The organism is Mesorhizobium sp. M1D.F.Ca.ET.231.01.1.1 (genome assembly GCF_003999155.2).
In the GTDB taxonomy this organism is placed as follows: Bacteria; Pseudomonadota; Alphaproteobacteria; order Rhizobiales; family Rhizobiaceae; genus Mesorhizobium.
Genome location: NZ_RZOZ02000004.1, coordinates 249,642 through 265,287, shown reverse-complemented (window position 1 = coordinate 265,287; position 15,646 = coordinate 249,642). Strand labels below are relative to the sequence as shown.

15 protein-coding genes are annotated in these 15,646 nt (G+C 66.1%); 10 read left to right on the top strand and 5 right to left on the bottom strand.

Annotated features, from left to right (window positions below; translation table 11 throughout):
• Nucleotides 1-215: 215 nt before the first annotated feature.
• From kdpF to EN874_RS13835, 9 genes are all read left to right on the top strand, one after another.
• Entirely contained in the window at nucleotides 216-305 is a 90-nt protein-coding gene (gene kdpF, locus EN874_RS13875; RefSeq protein WP_126087656.1) for a K(+)-transporting ATPase subunit F, read from the top strand.
• Nucleotides 306-324: 19 nt separating this feature from the next.
• Nucleotides 325-2,028 carry a potassium-transporting ATPase subunit KdpA gene (gene kdpA / locus EN874_RS13870; RefSeq protein ID WP_127425236.1) on the top strand — a complete coding sequence of 568 codons (1,704 nt, stop codon included), beginning with the start codon at nucleotides 325-327 and terminating at the stop codon, nucleotides 2,026-2,028.
• Between the two features lies 1 nt (nucleotide 2,029).
• Complete coding sequence (locus tag EN874_RS13865; RefSeq protein WP_245513557.1) at nucleotides 2,030-2,266, top strand: hypothetical protein; 237 nt, start codon at nucleotides 2,030-2,032, stop codon at nucleotides 2,264-2,266.
• Nucleotides 2,263-4,359, top strand: a complete 2,097-nt coding sequence (gene kdpB, locus EN874_RS13860) for a potassium-transporting ATPase subunit KdpB (protein WP_127425235.1) — start codon at nucleotides 2,263-2,265, stop codon at nucleotides 4,357-4,359. Before EN874_RS13865 ends, kdpB begins: the two co-directional genes overlap by 4 nt.
• A gap of 12 nt (nucleotides 4,360-4,371) precedes the next feature.
• Entirely contained in the window at nucleotides 4,372-4,935 is a 564-nt protein-coding gene (kdpC, locus tag EN874_RS13855) for a potassium-transporting ATPase subunit KdpC (RefSeq protein ID WP_127425234.1), read from the top strand.
• A gap of 56 nt (nucleotides 4,936-4,991) precedes the next feature.
• Nucleotides 4,992-7,715 (top strand): sensor histidine kinase KdpD, encoded by a 2,724-nt coding sequence (locus EN874_RS13850; RefSeq protein ID WP_127425233.1) that lies wholly within the window; start codon nucleotides 4,992-4,994, stop codon nucleotides 7,713-7,715.
• Entirely contained in the window at nucleotides 7,712-8,404 is a 693-nt protein-coding gene (locus tag EN874_RS13845; RefSeq protein ID WP_126087651.1) for a response regulator transcription factor, read from the top strand. Before EN874_RS13850 ends, EN874_RS13845 begins: the two co-directional genes overlap by 4 nt.
• 121 nt (nucleotides 8,405-8,525) lie before the next feature.
• Nucleotides 8,526-8,831, top strand: coding sequence for a hypothetical protein (locus tag EN874_RS13840; RefSeq protein WP_127425232.1), 306 nt, complete (start codon nucleotides 8,526-8,528; stop codon nucleotides 8,829-8,831).
• A gap of 143 nt (nucleotides 8,832-8,974) precedes the next feature.
• Nucleotides 8,975-9,442: an NUDIX hydrolase gene (locus EN874_RS13835; protein WP_127425231.1), complete on the top strand. Its 468-nt coding sequence runs from the start codon at nucleotides 8,975-8,977 to the stop codon at nucleotides 9,440-9,442.
• Nucleotides 9,443-9,452: 10 nt separating this feature from the next.
• Here the strand turns inward: EN874_RS13835 and EN874_RS13830 are convergent, their stop codons facing one another.
• The 5 genes from EN874_RS13830 to EN874_RS13810 all read right to left on the bottom strand — a co-directional run bounded on the left by EN874_RS13830 (nucleotide 9,453) and on the right by EN874_RS13810 (nucleotide 14,649).
• Nucleotides 9,453-10,283 carry a citryl-CoA lyase gene (locus EN874_RS13830; RefSeq protein WP_127425230.1) on the bottom strand — a complete coding sequence of 277 codons (831 nt, stop codon included), beginning with the start codon at nucleotides 10,281-10,283 and terminating at the stop codon, nucleotides 9,453-9,455.
• Nucleotides 10,280-11,464, bottom strand: a complete 1,185-nt coding sequence (locus tag EN874_RS13825) for a CoA transferase (protein ID WP_127425229.1) — start codon at nucleotides 11,462-11,464, stop codon at nucleotides 10,280-10,282. The genes EN874_RS13830 and EN874_RS13825 overlap by 4 nt, the downstream gene beginning before the upstream one ends.
• A gap of 15 nt (nucleotides 11,465-11,479) precedes the next feature.
• Nucleotides 11,480-13,003 (bottom strand): tripartite tricarboxylate transporter permease, encoded by a 1,524-nt coding sequence (locus EN874_RS13820; RefSeq protein ID WP_127425228.1) that lies wholly within the window; start codon nucleotides 13,001-13,003, stop codon nucleotides 11,480-11,482.
• Between the two features lie 4 nt (nucleotides 13,004-13,007).
• Nucleotides 13,008-13,544: a tripartite tricarboxylate transporter TctB family protein gene (locus EN874_RS13815; protein ID WP_127425227.1), complete on the bottom strand. Its 537-nt coding sequence runs from the start codon at nucleotides 13,542-13,544 to the stop codon at nucleotides 13,008-13,010.
• Nucleotides 13,545-13,671: 127 nt separating this feature from the next.
• Nucleotides 13,672-14,649 (bottom strand): tripartite tricarboxylate transporter substrate-binding protein, encoded by a 978-nt coding sequence (locus EN874_RS13810; RefSeq protein WP_127425226.1) that lies wholly within the window; start codon nucleotides 14,647-14,649, stop codon nucleotides 13,672-13,674.
• A gap of 203 nt (nucleotides 14,650-14,852) precedes the next feature.
• On the opposite strand from EN874_RS13810, the gene EN874_RS13805 reads away from it, so the two are divergent.
• Entirely contained in the window at nucleotides 14,853-15,605 is a 753-nt protein-coding gene (locus tag EN874_RS13805) for an IclR family transcriptional regulator (protein WP_127425225.1), read from the top strand.
• Nucleotides 15,606-15,646 lie beyond the last annotated feature (41 nt).

Genomic DNA, 15,646 nt, shown 5'->3' with positions numbered 1-15,646 from the left:
TTCCGTTCCGAAAAGAAGTTTTGACCGCCGTAGTCACCAAGATGACGTGCGCCCGCATGCAGTTTTGGTCCTGCCTGCGCCAGGCGGGAAAACACGAGCGAAAGCAAGGAATGCAACCATGGACCTCATAGTTCTCGGGATCGGGATTTTGTTCTTCGCCCTGTCCTTAGCCTACGTCAAAGCCTGCGACAGAATCTGAGCGGAAGGACCGGATCATGCTTCTAGACTACATACTCGGCGGCGCGGCGACCTTGTTCCTGCTTGCCTATCTCACCTACGCGCTCATCCGCCCAGAGCGCTTCTGACCGGCACGCGGAGCTCATCATGACACTCAATGGCTGGATACAGATCCTCGTCTATTGCGGGATCCTGCTTTTGCTCGTGAAGCCGCTCGGCGGCTACATGTTCCGGGTCTTCAACGGCGACCGGACCTTGCTGTCGCCAGTGCTGGTTCCGATCGAGCGCGGTCTCTACCGTCTCGCCGGAACGGGCGAGAAGGAAGAACAGCACTGGGCCGTCTACGCAACCGGCATGCTGGTCTTCAATCTCGCCGGCCTGCTGGTTCTCTACGCGCTGCAGCGGCTGCAGGGCGTGCTGCCCTACAATCCCGCGGGAATGACCGCGGTCGATCCGCAGCTTGCCTTCAACACCGCGGCGAGCTTCATCACCAACACCAACTGGCAGAACTACGGCGGCGAAAGCACGATGTCCTACCTCGTGCAGATGGCCGGCCTCACCGTCCAGAACTTCGTCTCGGCCGCCACCGGCATTGCCATCGCGATCGCCTTGATCCGCGGCTTTGGCCGCGCTTCCGGCCGGTCGATCGGCAATTTCTGGGTCGATCTGACCCGCTGCACGCTTTACGTCCTCTTGCCGCTCTGCGTCGTGCTGACGCTCGTCTATGTCTGGCTGGGCATGCCGCAGACCCTCGGCCCGTACGTCGATGCGACCACGCTGGAAGGCGCCAAGCAGACCATCGCGCTCGGGCCGGTCGCCTCGCAGGTCGCCATCAAGATGCTCGGCACCAATGGCGGCGGCTTCTTCAACGCCAATGCCGCGCATCCGTTCGAGAACCCGGATGCGATCTCCAACCTTATCCAGATGCTGTCGATCTTCGCCCTCGGCGCCGGCCTCACCAACGTCTTCGGCCGCATGGTCGGCAACCAGCGCCAGGGCTGGGCGATCCTCGCCTCGATGGGCGTGCTGTTCCTCGCCGGCGTCATCGTCTGCTACTGGGCCGAAGCCGCCGGCAACCCGCTGGTGCATGCGCTCGGCATCGACGGCGGCAACATGGAAGGCAAGGAGACACGCTTCGGCATCGCCTTGTCGGCACTGTTCGCCGTCATCACCACGGCGGCCTCCTGCGGCGCCGTCAACGCCATGCATGACAGTTTCACCGCGCTCGGCGGCATGATCCCGCTCATCAACATGCAACTCGGCGAGGTCATCGTCGGCGGCGTCGGCGCCGGCTTCTACGGCATCCTGATGTTCGTCGTCGTCGCCGTCTTCGTCGCCGGCCTGATGGTCGGCCGCACACCGGAATATCTCGGCAAGAAGATCGAGGCCAAGGAAGTCAAGATGGCGATGCTGGCCATCCTCTGCCTGCCGCTGGCGATGCTGATCTTCACCGCCATCGCCGTGGTCTTGCCGAGCGCCGTGGCCTCGATGGCCAATGGCGGCCCGCACGGCTTCACCGAGGTGCTCTACGCCTACACCTCGGCGGCCGCGAACAACGGCTCGGCCTTCGGTGGCCTCACCGGCAACACGCCCTGGTACAACATCACCATGGCCATCGGCATGCTGATGGGCCGCTTCCTGGTCATCATCCCGGCTTTGGCCATCGCCGGCTCGCTGGCCGCGAAGAAGATCGTGCCTGCTTCCGCCGGCACCTTCCCGACCGACGGCATGCTGTTCGTCGGGCTGCTGGTCGGTGTCATCATCATCGTCGGCGGCCTCACCTTCTTCCCCTCGCTCGCCGTCGGTCCGATCGTCGAGCACCTGGCGATGATCCACGGACAGACCTTCTGAGATGACCATGCCCTGGTTCAACAACATACGTCGGCACGATCGTCACCAACCCGGTGGCGGACAGCCCGACGACGGACGGGACGAGAAGCCTCGTCCCTTCCCGACGCTCTCCACCTTCCTCGGCATGGCGGCCGTGCTGTTCGTGCTGTGGCTGCTGGCGTCCGCTCTTCCGCACCTGTTGCCGAAGACCGAGCACCCGGCGCCATCCAACATAACCGATACCGGAGCCTCGAAATGAGCCCATCCAAATCCGCGAGCATCCTGGATGCCCACATCCTGGTGCCCGCCATCGGCGCCGCCTTCCGCAAGCTCGATCCGCGCACGCTGATCCGCAATCCGGTGATGTTCGTCGTCGCGGTCGTCTCGCTGCTCACCACCGTGCTGTTCGTCCGCGACCTGGTGGCCGGCGGCGGCGATCTCGGCTTCACCCTGCAGATCATCGTCTGGCTCTGGTTCACCGTGCTGTTCGCCAACTTCGCCGAGGCGGTTGCCGAAGGCCGCGGCAAGGCGCAGGCCGACTCGCTGCGCAAGGCGCGCACCGAGACCCAGGCCAAGCTGCTCGTCAACGGCGAGGATCGCTCGAAGTTCAAGCTCGTGCCCGGCACCAGCCTGAAGGTCGGCGACGTCGTGCTGGTCGAAACCGGCGACATCATCCCCTCCGACGGCGAGGTGATCGAAGGCGTGGCCTCCGTCAACGAGGCCGCGATCACCGGCGAATCCGCCCCGGTCATCCGCGAGTCCGGCGGCGACCGCTCGGCTGTCACCGGCGGCACGCAGGTGCTGTCCGACTGGATCCGCGTGCGTATCAGCGCCGCCTCTGGCCACACCTTCCTCGACCGCATGATCTCGCTGGTCGAAGGTGCCGAGCGCCAGAAGACGCCGAACGAGATCGCGCTCAACATCCTCTTGGTCGGCATGACGCTGATCTTCGTGCTGGCCACCGCGACCATCCCGAGCTTCGCCTCCTATTCGGGCGGCTACATTCCAGTGACTATCCTCGTCGCGCTGTTCGTGACGCTGATCCCGACCACGATCGGCGCGCTGCTTTCGGCCATCGGCATCGCCGGCATGGACCGCCTGGTGCGCTTCAACGTGCTGGCAATGTCCGGCCGCGCCGTCGAGGCCGCCGGCGACGTCGACACGCTCCTCCTCGACAAGACCGGCACCATCACGCTCGGCAACCGCCAGGCGACCGAGTTCCGCCCGGTCAAGGGCGTCACCGAGCAGGAGCTCGCCGATGCCGCCCAGCTCGCCTCGCTGGCCGACGAGACGCCGGAAGGCCGCTCCATCGTCGTGCTGGCCAAGGAGAAATACGGCTTCCGTGCCCGCGACATGGCATCATTGCATGCGGCTTTCGTGCCCTTCACCGCACAGACCCGCATGAGCGGCGTCGACATCGACGGCTCGTCGGTGCGCAAGGGCGCGGTCGACGCGGTGCTGGCCCATCTCAACCGGGCGACGGCCGCCGCCCATGGCGCGCGTCCGACCAGCGACACGATCCGCGACCTGCAGGCCATCGCCGACGAGATCGCCAAGGCCGGCGGCACGCCGCTGGCGGTCGAGCGCGACGGGCGACTGCTCGGCGTCGTCCACCTCAAGGACATCGTCAAGGGCGGCATCAGCGAGCGCTTCGCGGAGCTGCGCAAGATGGGCATCCGCACGGTGATGATCACCGGCGACAATCCGCTGACGGCGGCGGCCATCGCCGCCGAGGCCGGCGTCGACGACTTCCTCGCCCAGGCGACGCCGGAGAACAAGCTGTCGCTGATCCGCGAGGAGCAGGCCAAGGGCAAGCTGGTCGCCATGTGCGGCGACGGCACCAACGACGCACCGGCGCTTGCCCAGGCCGATGTCGGCGTCGCCATGAACACCGGTACCGTCGCCGCGCGCGAGGCCGGCAACATGGTCGACCTCGACAGCGACCCGACCAAGCTGATCGAGATCGTCGAGATCGGCAAGGCGCTTCTTATGACCCGCGGGTCGTTGACCACCTTCTCGATCGCCAACGACGTGGCCAAGTACTTCGCCATCATCCCGGCGATGTTCGCGGTCTTCTACGCCGCGCCGGGACAGGCGGCCGGACCGCTGCAGGCGCTCAACGTCATGCATCTGGCGACGCCGCAAAGCGCCATCCTGTCGGCCATCATCTTCAACGCGCTGATCATCATCGCGCTGATCCCGTTGTCGCTGAAGGGCGTGAAATACCGCGCCATCGGCGCAGGCGCGCTGCTCACCCGCAACCTGCTCGTCTACGGCCTCGGCGGCATCGTCGTGCCGTTCGTCGGCATCAAGGCGATCGACCTGATCGTCACGGCCCTTGGCCTCGCATAAGGATCTGTTCCGATGTTCAAGCAACTCAGACCCGCCTTTGTCGTGATCGTCTTCTTCACGGTTCTCACCGGCCTGATCTATCCGATCGGCATGACCGGCATCGCCCAGGCGCTGTTCCCCGACCAGGCCAATGGCAGCCTGACCGAGAAGGACGGCAAGGTCATCGGCTCGAGCCTGATCGGCCAGGCCTTCGCCCGCGATCGTTACTTTCATGGCAGGCCATCGGCCGCCGGCGACGGCTATAATGCCGCTGCCTCGAGCGGCTCGAATCTCGGACCGACCAATCCGAAGCTGATCGAGCGCATCAAGGGCCTTGCCGAGAAGCTGAAGGCGGAGAACCCGGCCGCGCCGGTGCCGATGGCCCTTGTCACCGCCTCGGGCAGCGGCCTCGACCCTGACATCAGCCCCGAGGATGCCTATTTCCAGGTGCCGCGCGTCGCCAAGGCCCGGGGCATCGATGAAGCGAAGGTGAGGTCGCTTGTCGACAGCCATGTCGAGCCGCGCGAACTGGGCTTCATGGGTGAGCCGGTGGTCAACGTGCTGGCGCTGAACCTCGCGCTGGACGACCTGAAGTAGTCAGCACCCGTGCCGGGGATCGACACGATCCCCGGCACAATTCATGATTGGACTTGATGCCGGACGACAGGACCAACTCCGAGAATAGACCATCTCCCGACGCGCTGCTCGAGCATGCCGAGCGGGAAGGCCGCGGCCGTCTGCGCATCTTCCTGGGTGCTGCGCCCGGCGTCGGCAAGACCTATGAGATGCTGATGGCGGGCCGCGCCCGGCGCGCCGACGGCATCGACGTGGTGATCGGCGTCGTCGAGACACACGGCCGCAAGGAAACCCAGGCGCTGGTCGATGGCTATGAGGTGATCCCGCGGCGCGAGGTCGAGTACCGGGGGCGCACCCTCGACGAGATGGATATCGACGCCATCCAGAAGCGGCGCCCGGCGCTGGTCCTGGTCGACGAGCTCGCCCACACCAACGCGCCCGGCAGCAGACACCCGAAGCGCTACCTCGATGTGCAGGAAATCCTGACGCATGGCATCGACGTCTATACCACGCTCAACATCCAGCATGTCGAAAGCCTGAACGATGTCGTGGCGCAGATCACCCGCGTCCGGGTGCGCGAGACCGTTCCCGATTCCATCATCGACGAGGCCGACGATATCGAGGTCATCGACCTCACCCCCAACGACCTGATCCAGCGGCTGCATGAAGGCAAGGTCTACTTCCCTCAAACCGCCCAGCGCGCCATCGAGAACTATTTCTCGCCGGGCAATTTGACGGCACTGCGCGAGCTGGCGCTGAGGCGCACCGCCCAGCGTGTCGACGAGCAGTTGCTCAACCACATGCAGTCCCACGCCATTCCCGGGCCGTGGGCCGCCGGCGAACGGGTGCTCGTCTGCGTCGACTCCCGCCCCGGCGGCGCCGCCCGCATCCGCTACGCGCGCCGGCTCGCCGACCGGCTGCGCGCGCCATGGACGGCGCTGCATGTCGACACCCCCCGGCTGGCCGGCATGTCGGAAGAGGACAAGGACCGGCTGGCGACGAACCTGCGGCTTGCCGAGCAGCTGGGCGCCGAGGTGGCTACCATCCCCGGCCAGAACGTCGCCCAGGACATCGTGCGCCACGCCACGGCCAACAACTTCACCCATATCGTCGTCGGCAGGCCGACTCGCTCGCGCTGGCGGGAACTGATCGAGGGCTCGCTCACCTATGATCTGATCCGCAATGCCGGCGACATCAGCGTCCACGTCATTTCGGGAACCGAGCGCGAGGCATTGACGCCTTCGCAAAGGGTGAAGGCGGCCACCGAGAAGAAGCCTTTCCAGGTCTGGCCCTATCTGCTCGCCACGGCTTATGTCGCGGGCGCGCTGGCCGTCAGCTCGATTCTCGATCAGTTCCTCGACGTGCGCAATCTGGCAATTGTCCTGCTGTTGTCGGTGCTGACGTCGGCGGTGACCTGCGGGCTCTGGCCGGCGCTCTATGCCTGCTTCCTCAGCGCGCTCGGCTTCAACTACTTCTTCCTCGAGCCGCGCTACACGCTGACGATCAGGGACCCGGAGAGCATCGTGGCCTTCGCCGTCTTCCTTGTCGTCGCCGTCATCGCCAGCAACCTGACCGCCCGCGTCCAACGCCAGGCCGTCGCCGCCCGTTCGCGCGCACGCGCCACCGAGGACATCTATTCCTTCTCGAAGAAGCTCGCCGGCGCCGGCACGCTCGACGACGTGCTGTGGGCCACCGCCTTCCAGATCGCCTCGATGCTGAAAGTGCGCGTGGTGCTGCTTTTGCCGGAAGACGGCTCAATCACCGTCAAGGCCGGCTATCCGCCGGACGACACGCTGGCCGAAGCCGATATCGCGGCCGCCCGCTGGGCCTGGGAGCACGACCGCCCGGCCGGCCGCGGCGCCGACACGCTGCCCGGCGCGAAGCGCCTCTACCTGCCCCTGCGTACGGGGCGCACGGCGGTCGGCGTCGTCGGCCTCGACAACGACAAGCAGGGACCGCTGCTGACGCCCGAGCAGCAGCGCCTTCTCGACGCGCTCGCCGACCAGGCGGCAGTCGCCATCGAGCGCATCCAGCTCGTCGCCGATGTCGATCGCGCCAGGCTGGCGGCGGAAGCGGACCGGTTGCGCACGGCGCTGCTCACATCGATCTCGCATGACCTGAAGACGCCGCTTGCCGCCATCATGGGCGCCGCCGGCACGCTGCGGGAATACGCGCCCGCCCTTCCCGAGAAGGACCGCGCGGAACTTCTCTCGACCGTCGTCGATGAATCGGAGCGGCTGAACCGCTTCATCGCCAACCTGCTCGACATGACCAAGATCGAGTCGGGCGCCATGGAGCCGAACTTCGCCTTCCACTATGTCGGCGACATCGTCGGCTCGGCGCTCGATCGGGCCAGCAAGATCACCGGCGAGCACCGGATCGACACCGACATTCCGCCGGACTTGCCGATGCTGCGCCTCGACCCTGTCCTGTTCGAGCAGGCGCTGTTCAACCTCCTCGACAATGCCGCGAAATATGCGCCGCCCGGCTCGACCATCCGCCTGCAGGGCTGGGTCGACAACGGGTCCGTCATCCTGCAGGTCATGGACGAGGGACCGGGCATCCCGCCCAACGACCTCGAGCGGATCTTCGACACCTTCTACCGGGTGCGCAAGCGCGACCAGGTCCGCGCCGGCACGGGTCTCGGCCTGTCGATCAGCCGCGGCTTCGTCGAGGCCATGGGCGGCACCATCTCGGCGGCGAACCGGACCGACCGTCCAGGCGCGATCTTCACCATCCGCATGCCGGTGCCGGCGGATTTGCCCGACATGAGCGACGCCAGAATGGACCGTACGGCATGACCAGTCAGAACGTCGGCATCCTTGTCGTCGACGACGAGCCGCCGATCCGCAAGCTGCTTCGCGTCGGACTCGGCAGCCAGGGCTATGCGGTATCCGAAGCGCCGAATGCCAAGGCGGCGATCGAGCTGATCGAGGCGCAACGGCCCGACCTGATCCTCCTCGACCTTGGCCTGCCCGGCATGACCGGCCTCGAGCTGCTCGGCAAATGGCGCGGCGACGGCCTCGATATTCCGGTCGTCATCCTGTCGAGCCGCACCGACGAGGCCGGCATCGTCCAGGCGCTCGAGCTCGGCGCGGACGACTACGTGACGAAACCCTTCGGCATGAACGAGCTCGTCGCCCGCATCCGCGTGGCGCTGCGCCACAAATTCCAGCAGCAGGGCGAAAAGCCGGTGTTCCAGACCGGCGATCTCCGCGTCGACCTCGTCAAACGCATCGTCAAGGTCGAGGGCAAGGAAGTGAAACTGTCGCCGAAAGAATACGACATACTGCGCATGCTCGTGCAGTATGCCGGCAAGGTGCTGACCCACCAGTTCCTGATGAAGCAGATCTGGAACGACTCCACCGACGTGCAGTATCTCAGGGTCTATGTCCGCCAGTTGCGGCAGAAGATCGAGAAGACGCCGGACCAGCCGCGCTACATCATCACCGAGACCGGTGTCGGCTACCGTTTGCGCGAGGTGGATTGAAGGGGAAACGAGCGACCGGCGGCAGGCGTCGATGCCGCGAGATCAGTCCCTTGAACCATGGTACATCCGGACAAATGCCCTACATTACGGGCAGGTTCTGTTTTCATGCGGGAAGGAAGCGATGTCGAATCCTCGCTTATCGGCGGTTCTGATTTCGGCGGCTCTGTCGACCGCGGCCCTTTTGGGCGCGGCTTCATATGCTTCGGCCCAGGTCGTCATCCCGACGAACCGCAACGCCCTGATCCAGCAGAACGAGCTGCAGACGCTCCGGAACCAGCTGCAGCGGCAGCAGTTCCAGCAACAGCAGCAGCTGTACCGCGAGCAGGACCGGCAGATCCTGCCGAAGCCTCGTCCTGAAGTGCCGGTCGTCAAGCAGAATTGCCAGTCTCAGGTGATTGGCACCACGATTTCGCGGGTTTGCCGCTGACATCCTTCTTTTTTCGGTTTATTTAGCCGACTTAGCGTCGGCGAAATCGGATTGCATGGGGCGGCGGTTTTGGGATTGCAGAAGCGGGATTTTTGCCGTGTGGATACCATACAGCAGGAACCCCGCTCTCACCGGATTTTGGGATGGCAACAGCCAAGAAGAAAGCAGCACGCAGGGCAAGGAAAGGGGAGCGGATCCGCCAGGTGGCGGCCATTCCCTTTCGTTTGCGCGAAGACGGCCATCTCGAGGTGTTGCTGGTCACCTCGCGCACCACCAGACGCTTCATTGTGCCCAAGGGCTGGCCGATGAAGGGCAAGAGCGGGCGCAAGGCGGCAACGATCGAGGCCCAGGAAGAAGCGGGCGTGCTGGGCAAGGCGCTGAAGCAGCCTGCCGGCACCTATTCCTACTGGAAACGCATGACCAACGGTTTCATTCGCGTCGACGTTGCCGTCTATCTGCTGGAGGTCACCGAAGAGATGGCAGACTGGCGGGAGGCGGCCAACCGGCAGCGGGCCTGGCTGCCGGCGGCCGATGCCGCGCTGCTCATCGACGAGCCGGAGCTTTCGACGCTGCTTAGGGATTTGACGATCCCCGCGACCGCTCCAGCCTGACAGGACCTCCCTACTCGGGAAATGGCCGTGCAGGCGTCCCCGTATAAGCCCACAGCCACTCCTTGGGCAGCGGCCCCTTGTTGCGGTCGCTCTCCTGCGACTGTTCCCAGGCATGCGCCAGGATGCCGACCGAGCGCGACAGCACGAAGAGGCCGCGCGTCAGCGGCGGCGGGAAGCCAAGCTCGCCATAGATGACGGCGGTGGCGCCGTCGATGTTGAGCGGGATCGTCTTGCCTTTGCGCGTTGCGACCTCCGCCTCGACCGCCTCGGCAATGTCGGCGAAGCGCCCGCTGATGACGCCGCGCATGGCAAATTCGCGCGTCAGTTCGACGAGGCGCGGCGCCCGCGGATCGATCGGGTGGAAACGATGGCCAAGGCCGGGAACATAGCCTTTGTCCTCGGCGAAGAACCGGTCGAGCCGCGCCGCCGCCGCTTCCGCAAGGCTGGCGCCGCCATCCATCGCCGCGGCGATGTCGCCGTAGAAGCAAAGCGCCTGCTCGCCGGCCCCGCCATGCACGTCGCCCAGCACGTTGATGGCCGAGGCCATGGCGTTGTTGATGCCGACGCCGCAGGTGGCCGCCATGCGCGCGATCGCGATCGACGGCGCCTGCGGGCCATGGTCGACGGCGGCGCCGAGCGCGACGCCGAGCAGCGTCGCCTGGTCCTCGCTCGGCAATTCGCCGCGCAGCATCAGCCAGATCATCGCCGGGAAGCTGACGCGGCCGATCAGGTCCTGGATCTCGTAGCCGCGCAGCCGGATCACGCCGGGACGCATCTCGATGATCCCGGTCTGCCACCACTCCTCGCCACGCTCGCGGCCGGTCTCCTTCTCGTCGCTCATGCCCGCGCCCTCGTTTTGCCGCGCGCCGGCAAGGTGGCGAACACCTCGTCCACATGCTCGCCGAGCCGCGGCGGCGGCCCGGCGGGCGCAGGCGCCGCGCCGTCGACCATGAAGCCGCCGCGCACCACGGTCAGCGGCCGGTCCATGCCCTCCACATGCTGGAAGCGGGTCGCCATGCCGCGCTCCGTCACCTGACGTTCCTCCAGCACTTGCGGGATCGTCAGCACGCGCCCCGCCGGCACGCCGGCCCGGTTGAGCTTTTCTTCCCAGGCAGCGGCCGGAGCGCCGGCCAGCGCGTCCTCGATCAGCGTCTTCAATGCGGCCCGGTTCTCTTTGCGCGTCTCGCGCTCGGCGAAACGCGGATCCGACGCGAGGTCCGGCCGGCCGATCAATCCGCAAAGGGTCACGAACTGTTCCTGCTTGTTGGCGGCGATGTTGAGCAGGCCCTCGCCGGTGCGGAAAGCGCCGGAGGGGGCGGCCGTCATGTTCTCGTTGCCCATCGGCCGCGGCTCGACGCCCGCCGTCAGATAATTCGACACCGGCCAGCCGAGCGCCGACAGCGTGCATTCAAGCATCGACACATCGAGGAAGGCGCCCTCGCCGCTCGTCTTCTGCCGGACAAGCGCTGCGGCGATCGCGAAGGCGCCGACCAGCCCGCCAAGCGTGTCGGCGACCGGATAGCCCACGCGCAGCGGCGCGGTCTCCGGCGTACCGGTGATGCTCATGATCCCGGACAGTCCCTGGATGATCTGGTCATAGGCCGGGTTCCCGCGCATCGGCCCGGTCTGGCCGAAACCCGATATCGCGCAATAGACGAGGCTCGGCCGGACTTCTTTCAGCCTCTCATGGCCGAGGCCGAGCCGATCCATCACGCCCGGCCGGAAGTTCTCGACCAGAGCGTCCGACGTGGCGACAAGATCGAGGAAGCGGTCGCGGTCGGCTTCCTTCTTCAGGTCGAGGACGACCGATCGTTTGCCGGCGTTCTGCGCCAGAAAGGACGCCCCCATGCCGGCCTGGTTGAGTGTCGGCGAGGCGCCGAGTTGGCGTGCCAGATCGCCGCCCGGCGGCGCCTCGACCTTGATGACGTCGGCGCCGAGCAGCGCCAGCTGGTAGGCGCAGTAAGGACCCGCCAGCACGTTGGTGAGGTCGAGGACGCGGATGCCGGAAAGCAGGTCTGTCATGAGGCTCCAAATCGGTCAGGCATCGCCCGGCACATGCTCCGGCCCGCGCGTGCGCCGGTGTTCGATCCAGGCCCAGATATGCGGGCCGACGAGACCGATGAAAGCCAGCGTCAAGAGCGTCAGCGACAGCGGGTGCCGGTAGAACACCGTCCAGTCGCCATTGGCGATCGTCATTGCCCGGCGGAACTGCGTCTCGGCGAGCGGCCCGAGAATCATGCCGATGATGACGGGCGCAGTCGGGAAATCGAAGCGCCGCATCAGGAAGCCCGCCGCGCCCAGCAGGTAGAGGATGACGAGGTCGATCGGCGACTGCGAGATGCCGTAGGTGCCGACGGTGGCGAACACCAGGATGCCTGCATAAAGCTGCGGCGCCGGGATTTTCAGCAGACGCACCCACAGCCCGATCAGCGGCAGGTTGAGGATGACCAGGATGACATTGGCGATGAACAGGCTGGCGATCAGGCCCCAGACGAGATTGGCCTGCGTCGTCAACAGCAGCGGTCCGGGATTGATGCCGTAGCTCTGGAAGGCCGACAGCATTATCGCCGCCGTCGCCGAGGTCGGCAGGCCGAGCGTGAGCATCGGCACCAGAACCCCGGCGGCGGACGCATTGTTGGCGGCCTCCGGCCCGGCGACGCCTTCGATGGCGCCGACCGTGCCGAATTCTTCCTTGTGTCTGGAGAGTTTCTTCTCGATGGCATAGGAGAGAAACGTCGGGATCTCGGCGCCGCCGGCCGGCATCGCGCCGATCGGGAAGCCGATCGCCGCGCCCCTGAGCCACGGCTTCCACGAGCGCGCCCATTCGGAAGCCGTCATGTAGAGCGAGCCCTTCAGCGGCACGATCTCGTCCTTGCCGGCATAGCGCCGCGAGGCCATGTAGAGCGTCTCGCCGACCGCGAAGAGGCCGACCGCGACGACGATGACGTCGACGCCGTCGAGCAGCTCGCCCATGCCGAAGGTGAAGCGCGGCTGCCCGGTCTGCAGGTCGACGCCGATCATGCCGATGACGAAGCCGACGAAGAGGCTGGTGAGTCCCCGCACTGAAGACGAGCCGAGCACCGCCGAAACGGTGATGAAGGCGAGCACCATCAGCGAGAAGTACTCCGCCGGCCCGAAGGCCAGCGCGAATTTGACCACGATCGGCGCCAGGAAGGCGACGCCCAGCGTGCCGATGGTGCCGGCCACGAACGAGCCGATCGCGGAGGTCGCGAGCGCCGCGCCGCCACGGCCCGAGCGCGCCATCCGGTTGCCCTCGAGCGCGGTGACGATGGTGGCGCTTTCGCCTGGCGTGTTGAGCAGGATCGACGTCGTCGAGCCGCCATACATGGCGCCGTAATAGATGCCGGCAAACAGGATGAAGGAAGCTTCCGGCGCCACCTGGTAGGTGATCGGCAAAAGCAGCGCGATGGTCAACGCCGGCCCGAGGCCGGGCAGCACGCCGATCGCGGTTCCGAGCGTCGTGCCGAGCAGGCACCACAACAGATTGGTCGGCGTGAAGGCGACCGCGAATCCGTGCGCGAGATAACCGAGCGTGTCCATCGTCTCAGCCTTTCCCGACACCGAGGACGGCGTTGATCAGCGCATTGAGCTGGTTCTCGATCAGGCCGGCGCCGATGTTGACGCCGAGCGCCCTGGCGAAGCCGAAATAGGCCGCCAGCGCAAGCACCAGGCCGAGCAACGCATCGCGCAGCGGATGCCGGCTGCCGAAGCCGAAGCAGACCAGCACGAACATGATCACCGAGGCGACGGTGAAGCCGAGCGGCTGGATGAGCAGGAGATTGGCGACGAGGCCGGCAACCACCAGGCCCATCGCCTTCCAGTCGGTCGGCGTTTCCTTTTCTTCCTCCGGCTGCCAGCCGCCGCGCAGGCCGGCAAGGATGAGCAGCAGGGAAAGCACGATCATCCCGGCCATGGTGATATAGGGAAAGACCCTCGGGCCGACCTTGGAATAGAGCGGCGACGCCGGGATCGCCAGGGTCTGCCAGGCAACGGCGCCGGCGCAGGCGAGGAGCCCGATGCCGATCAGCAATTCGGGTATGGCAGGGCGCGGCGGTGACGCCGGCTGGTCGCTGGTGCTCATGATCTCCTCCCCGTATGGCCGGCCTTCCACGACCGGCATCGCCGCAGTTTCATTCCTGAACCGCCGCATGTCCACGCCGTCTCGAAGGAGGCGATGCGGCCTCCCTCGAGATCAGGCGGAAACCGGCTCAGGCGAGACCGAGATCCTTGAGGATGGCGCCGATGCGGGCGGTATCCTCGGCGACGAACTTGGCATAGTCGTCGCCGGTCAAAAGGATCGGCGTCCAGTTGCGGTTCTTGCACTCGGTCGCCCAGGCTTCGCTCTTGGCCATGGTCTCGACCAGCTTGATCATCGCCGCCTTGTCGTCGTCGGAAACGCCGGGCGGGGCGAAGACGCCGCGCCAGTTGAACAATTCGACATCGATGCCGGCTTCTTTCAGCGTCGGTGCGTCGATGCCTTCCTGGCGCTTGTCCGACGAGATCGCCAGCAGCCTGAGCGCGCCGGCCTTGACCTGCTCGGAGAATTCGCCATAGCCGGAAATGCCGGCTGAGACCTGGTTGCCGAGCAGCGCCGACAGCGCCTCGCCGCCGCCGGCGAACGGCACATAGGACAGGTTGGCGGCAGGCACGCCGGCCGTCTTGGCGATCAGGCCGAACAGGATGTGGTCGGAACCGCCGGCAGAACCGCCGGCAACCGGGACCTTCGTCGGATCCTCCTTGAGCGCCGCGACGAAATCGTTAGCCGTCTTGAACGGCGAGGCTGCCGGCACCACCAGCGCCTCGAACTCGCCGGTGAGGCGGGCGATAGGCGTCACTTCGGTAAGGTTGTTGGCCGACTTGTTGGCGATGATGGCGCCGACCATTACCATGCCGGCGACCATCAGCGAATTGCCCTTGCCCTTCCACTGGTTGACGAACTGCGGCAGGCCGACCGTGCCGCCGGCGCCGCCGACATTGGTGATCTGCGAGCCGGAGATCAGTTTTTCGGAGCGCAGCACCTGGTCGATCGTGCGCGCGGTCTGGTCCCAGCCGCCGCCGGGCGCCGCCGGCACGAAGATCTGGATCTGCGGGGCGTCCTGCGCAAAGGCTGGCGTGAGGTGCAAAGCGGCGAAACCGGCAGCACCGGCCGCGGCGGTGGTCATCAAGAATCTGCGTCTGTTCAGCATGGGATTCCTCCAAATCACGACACCTCCTCCGGTGCCTGCCAAGACGTGGCCTGAATTTAGACCCGCATTCGAGTTCAAGCATTTGTTACCGCGTTCTGTCAACGGGAATGCCATTCTGCTGGACAGAACGCAACGAACCGGACTAAATCCGCATGTCCGATGTCGCTCCCGGATAGGGCGGCCACAATGAAATCTGCACCGAGATGACAGACACTCGTACCAGCCCGCAATCGGCCGATGGCGTTGCCGCGCTCGACCGCGCGATCGCCATCCTCGACGCCTTCACCATTGCAGACCGGTCGCTCGGCCTCGCCGAGATCGCGGCCCGCACCGGCCTCTACAAGAGCACGATCCTGCGGCTTGCCAACTCTCTGATGCGGGGGCAATTGCTGGAGCGGCTCGAAGACGGGCGCTACCGCATCGGGCCGGCCACCTTCAGGCTCGGCGCGCTCTACCAGCGCTCGGTCGTGGCGATGGATATCCTGCTGCCGATCATGCGCGATCTCTCCGAGCGGAGCTGGGAAAGCGTCGCCTTCTACGTCCGCTCGGGCGACGTGCGCACCTGTCTCTACCGGGTCGAGTCCAAGCATCCGATCCGCTACACGATCCGGGAAGGCGACGTGCTGCCTTTGCTGGTGGGCTCCGGCGGCCGGGTGCTTGCAGCCTTCTCGGGTGAAGAGGGCGAGCCTTACGAGACGATTAGGAAAACCTACAGCTACATTTCGATCGGTGACCGCGATCCGCAGACGGCCGGCATCTCCGCTCCGATTTTCGGACCCGGGCGGACGCTGCTCGGCGCGCTGACGCTCGCCGGGCCGAACACGCGGGTCGACGCCGCCTTCCTCACGCGCATGAAGCGCCCGCTGCTCGAGGCGGCCGCCCGCGCCACCCGCGCCTTCGGCGAGGACGCGTCGATGCTCGATGCGGCAAGCCTCGACACGGACGCCGCCGACTGAACAAATCCAGCAAAAGCGCGAAGCGGTTTTCTATCCGTTGC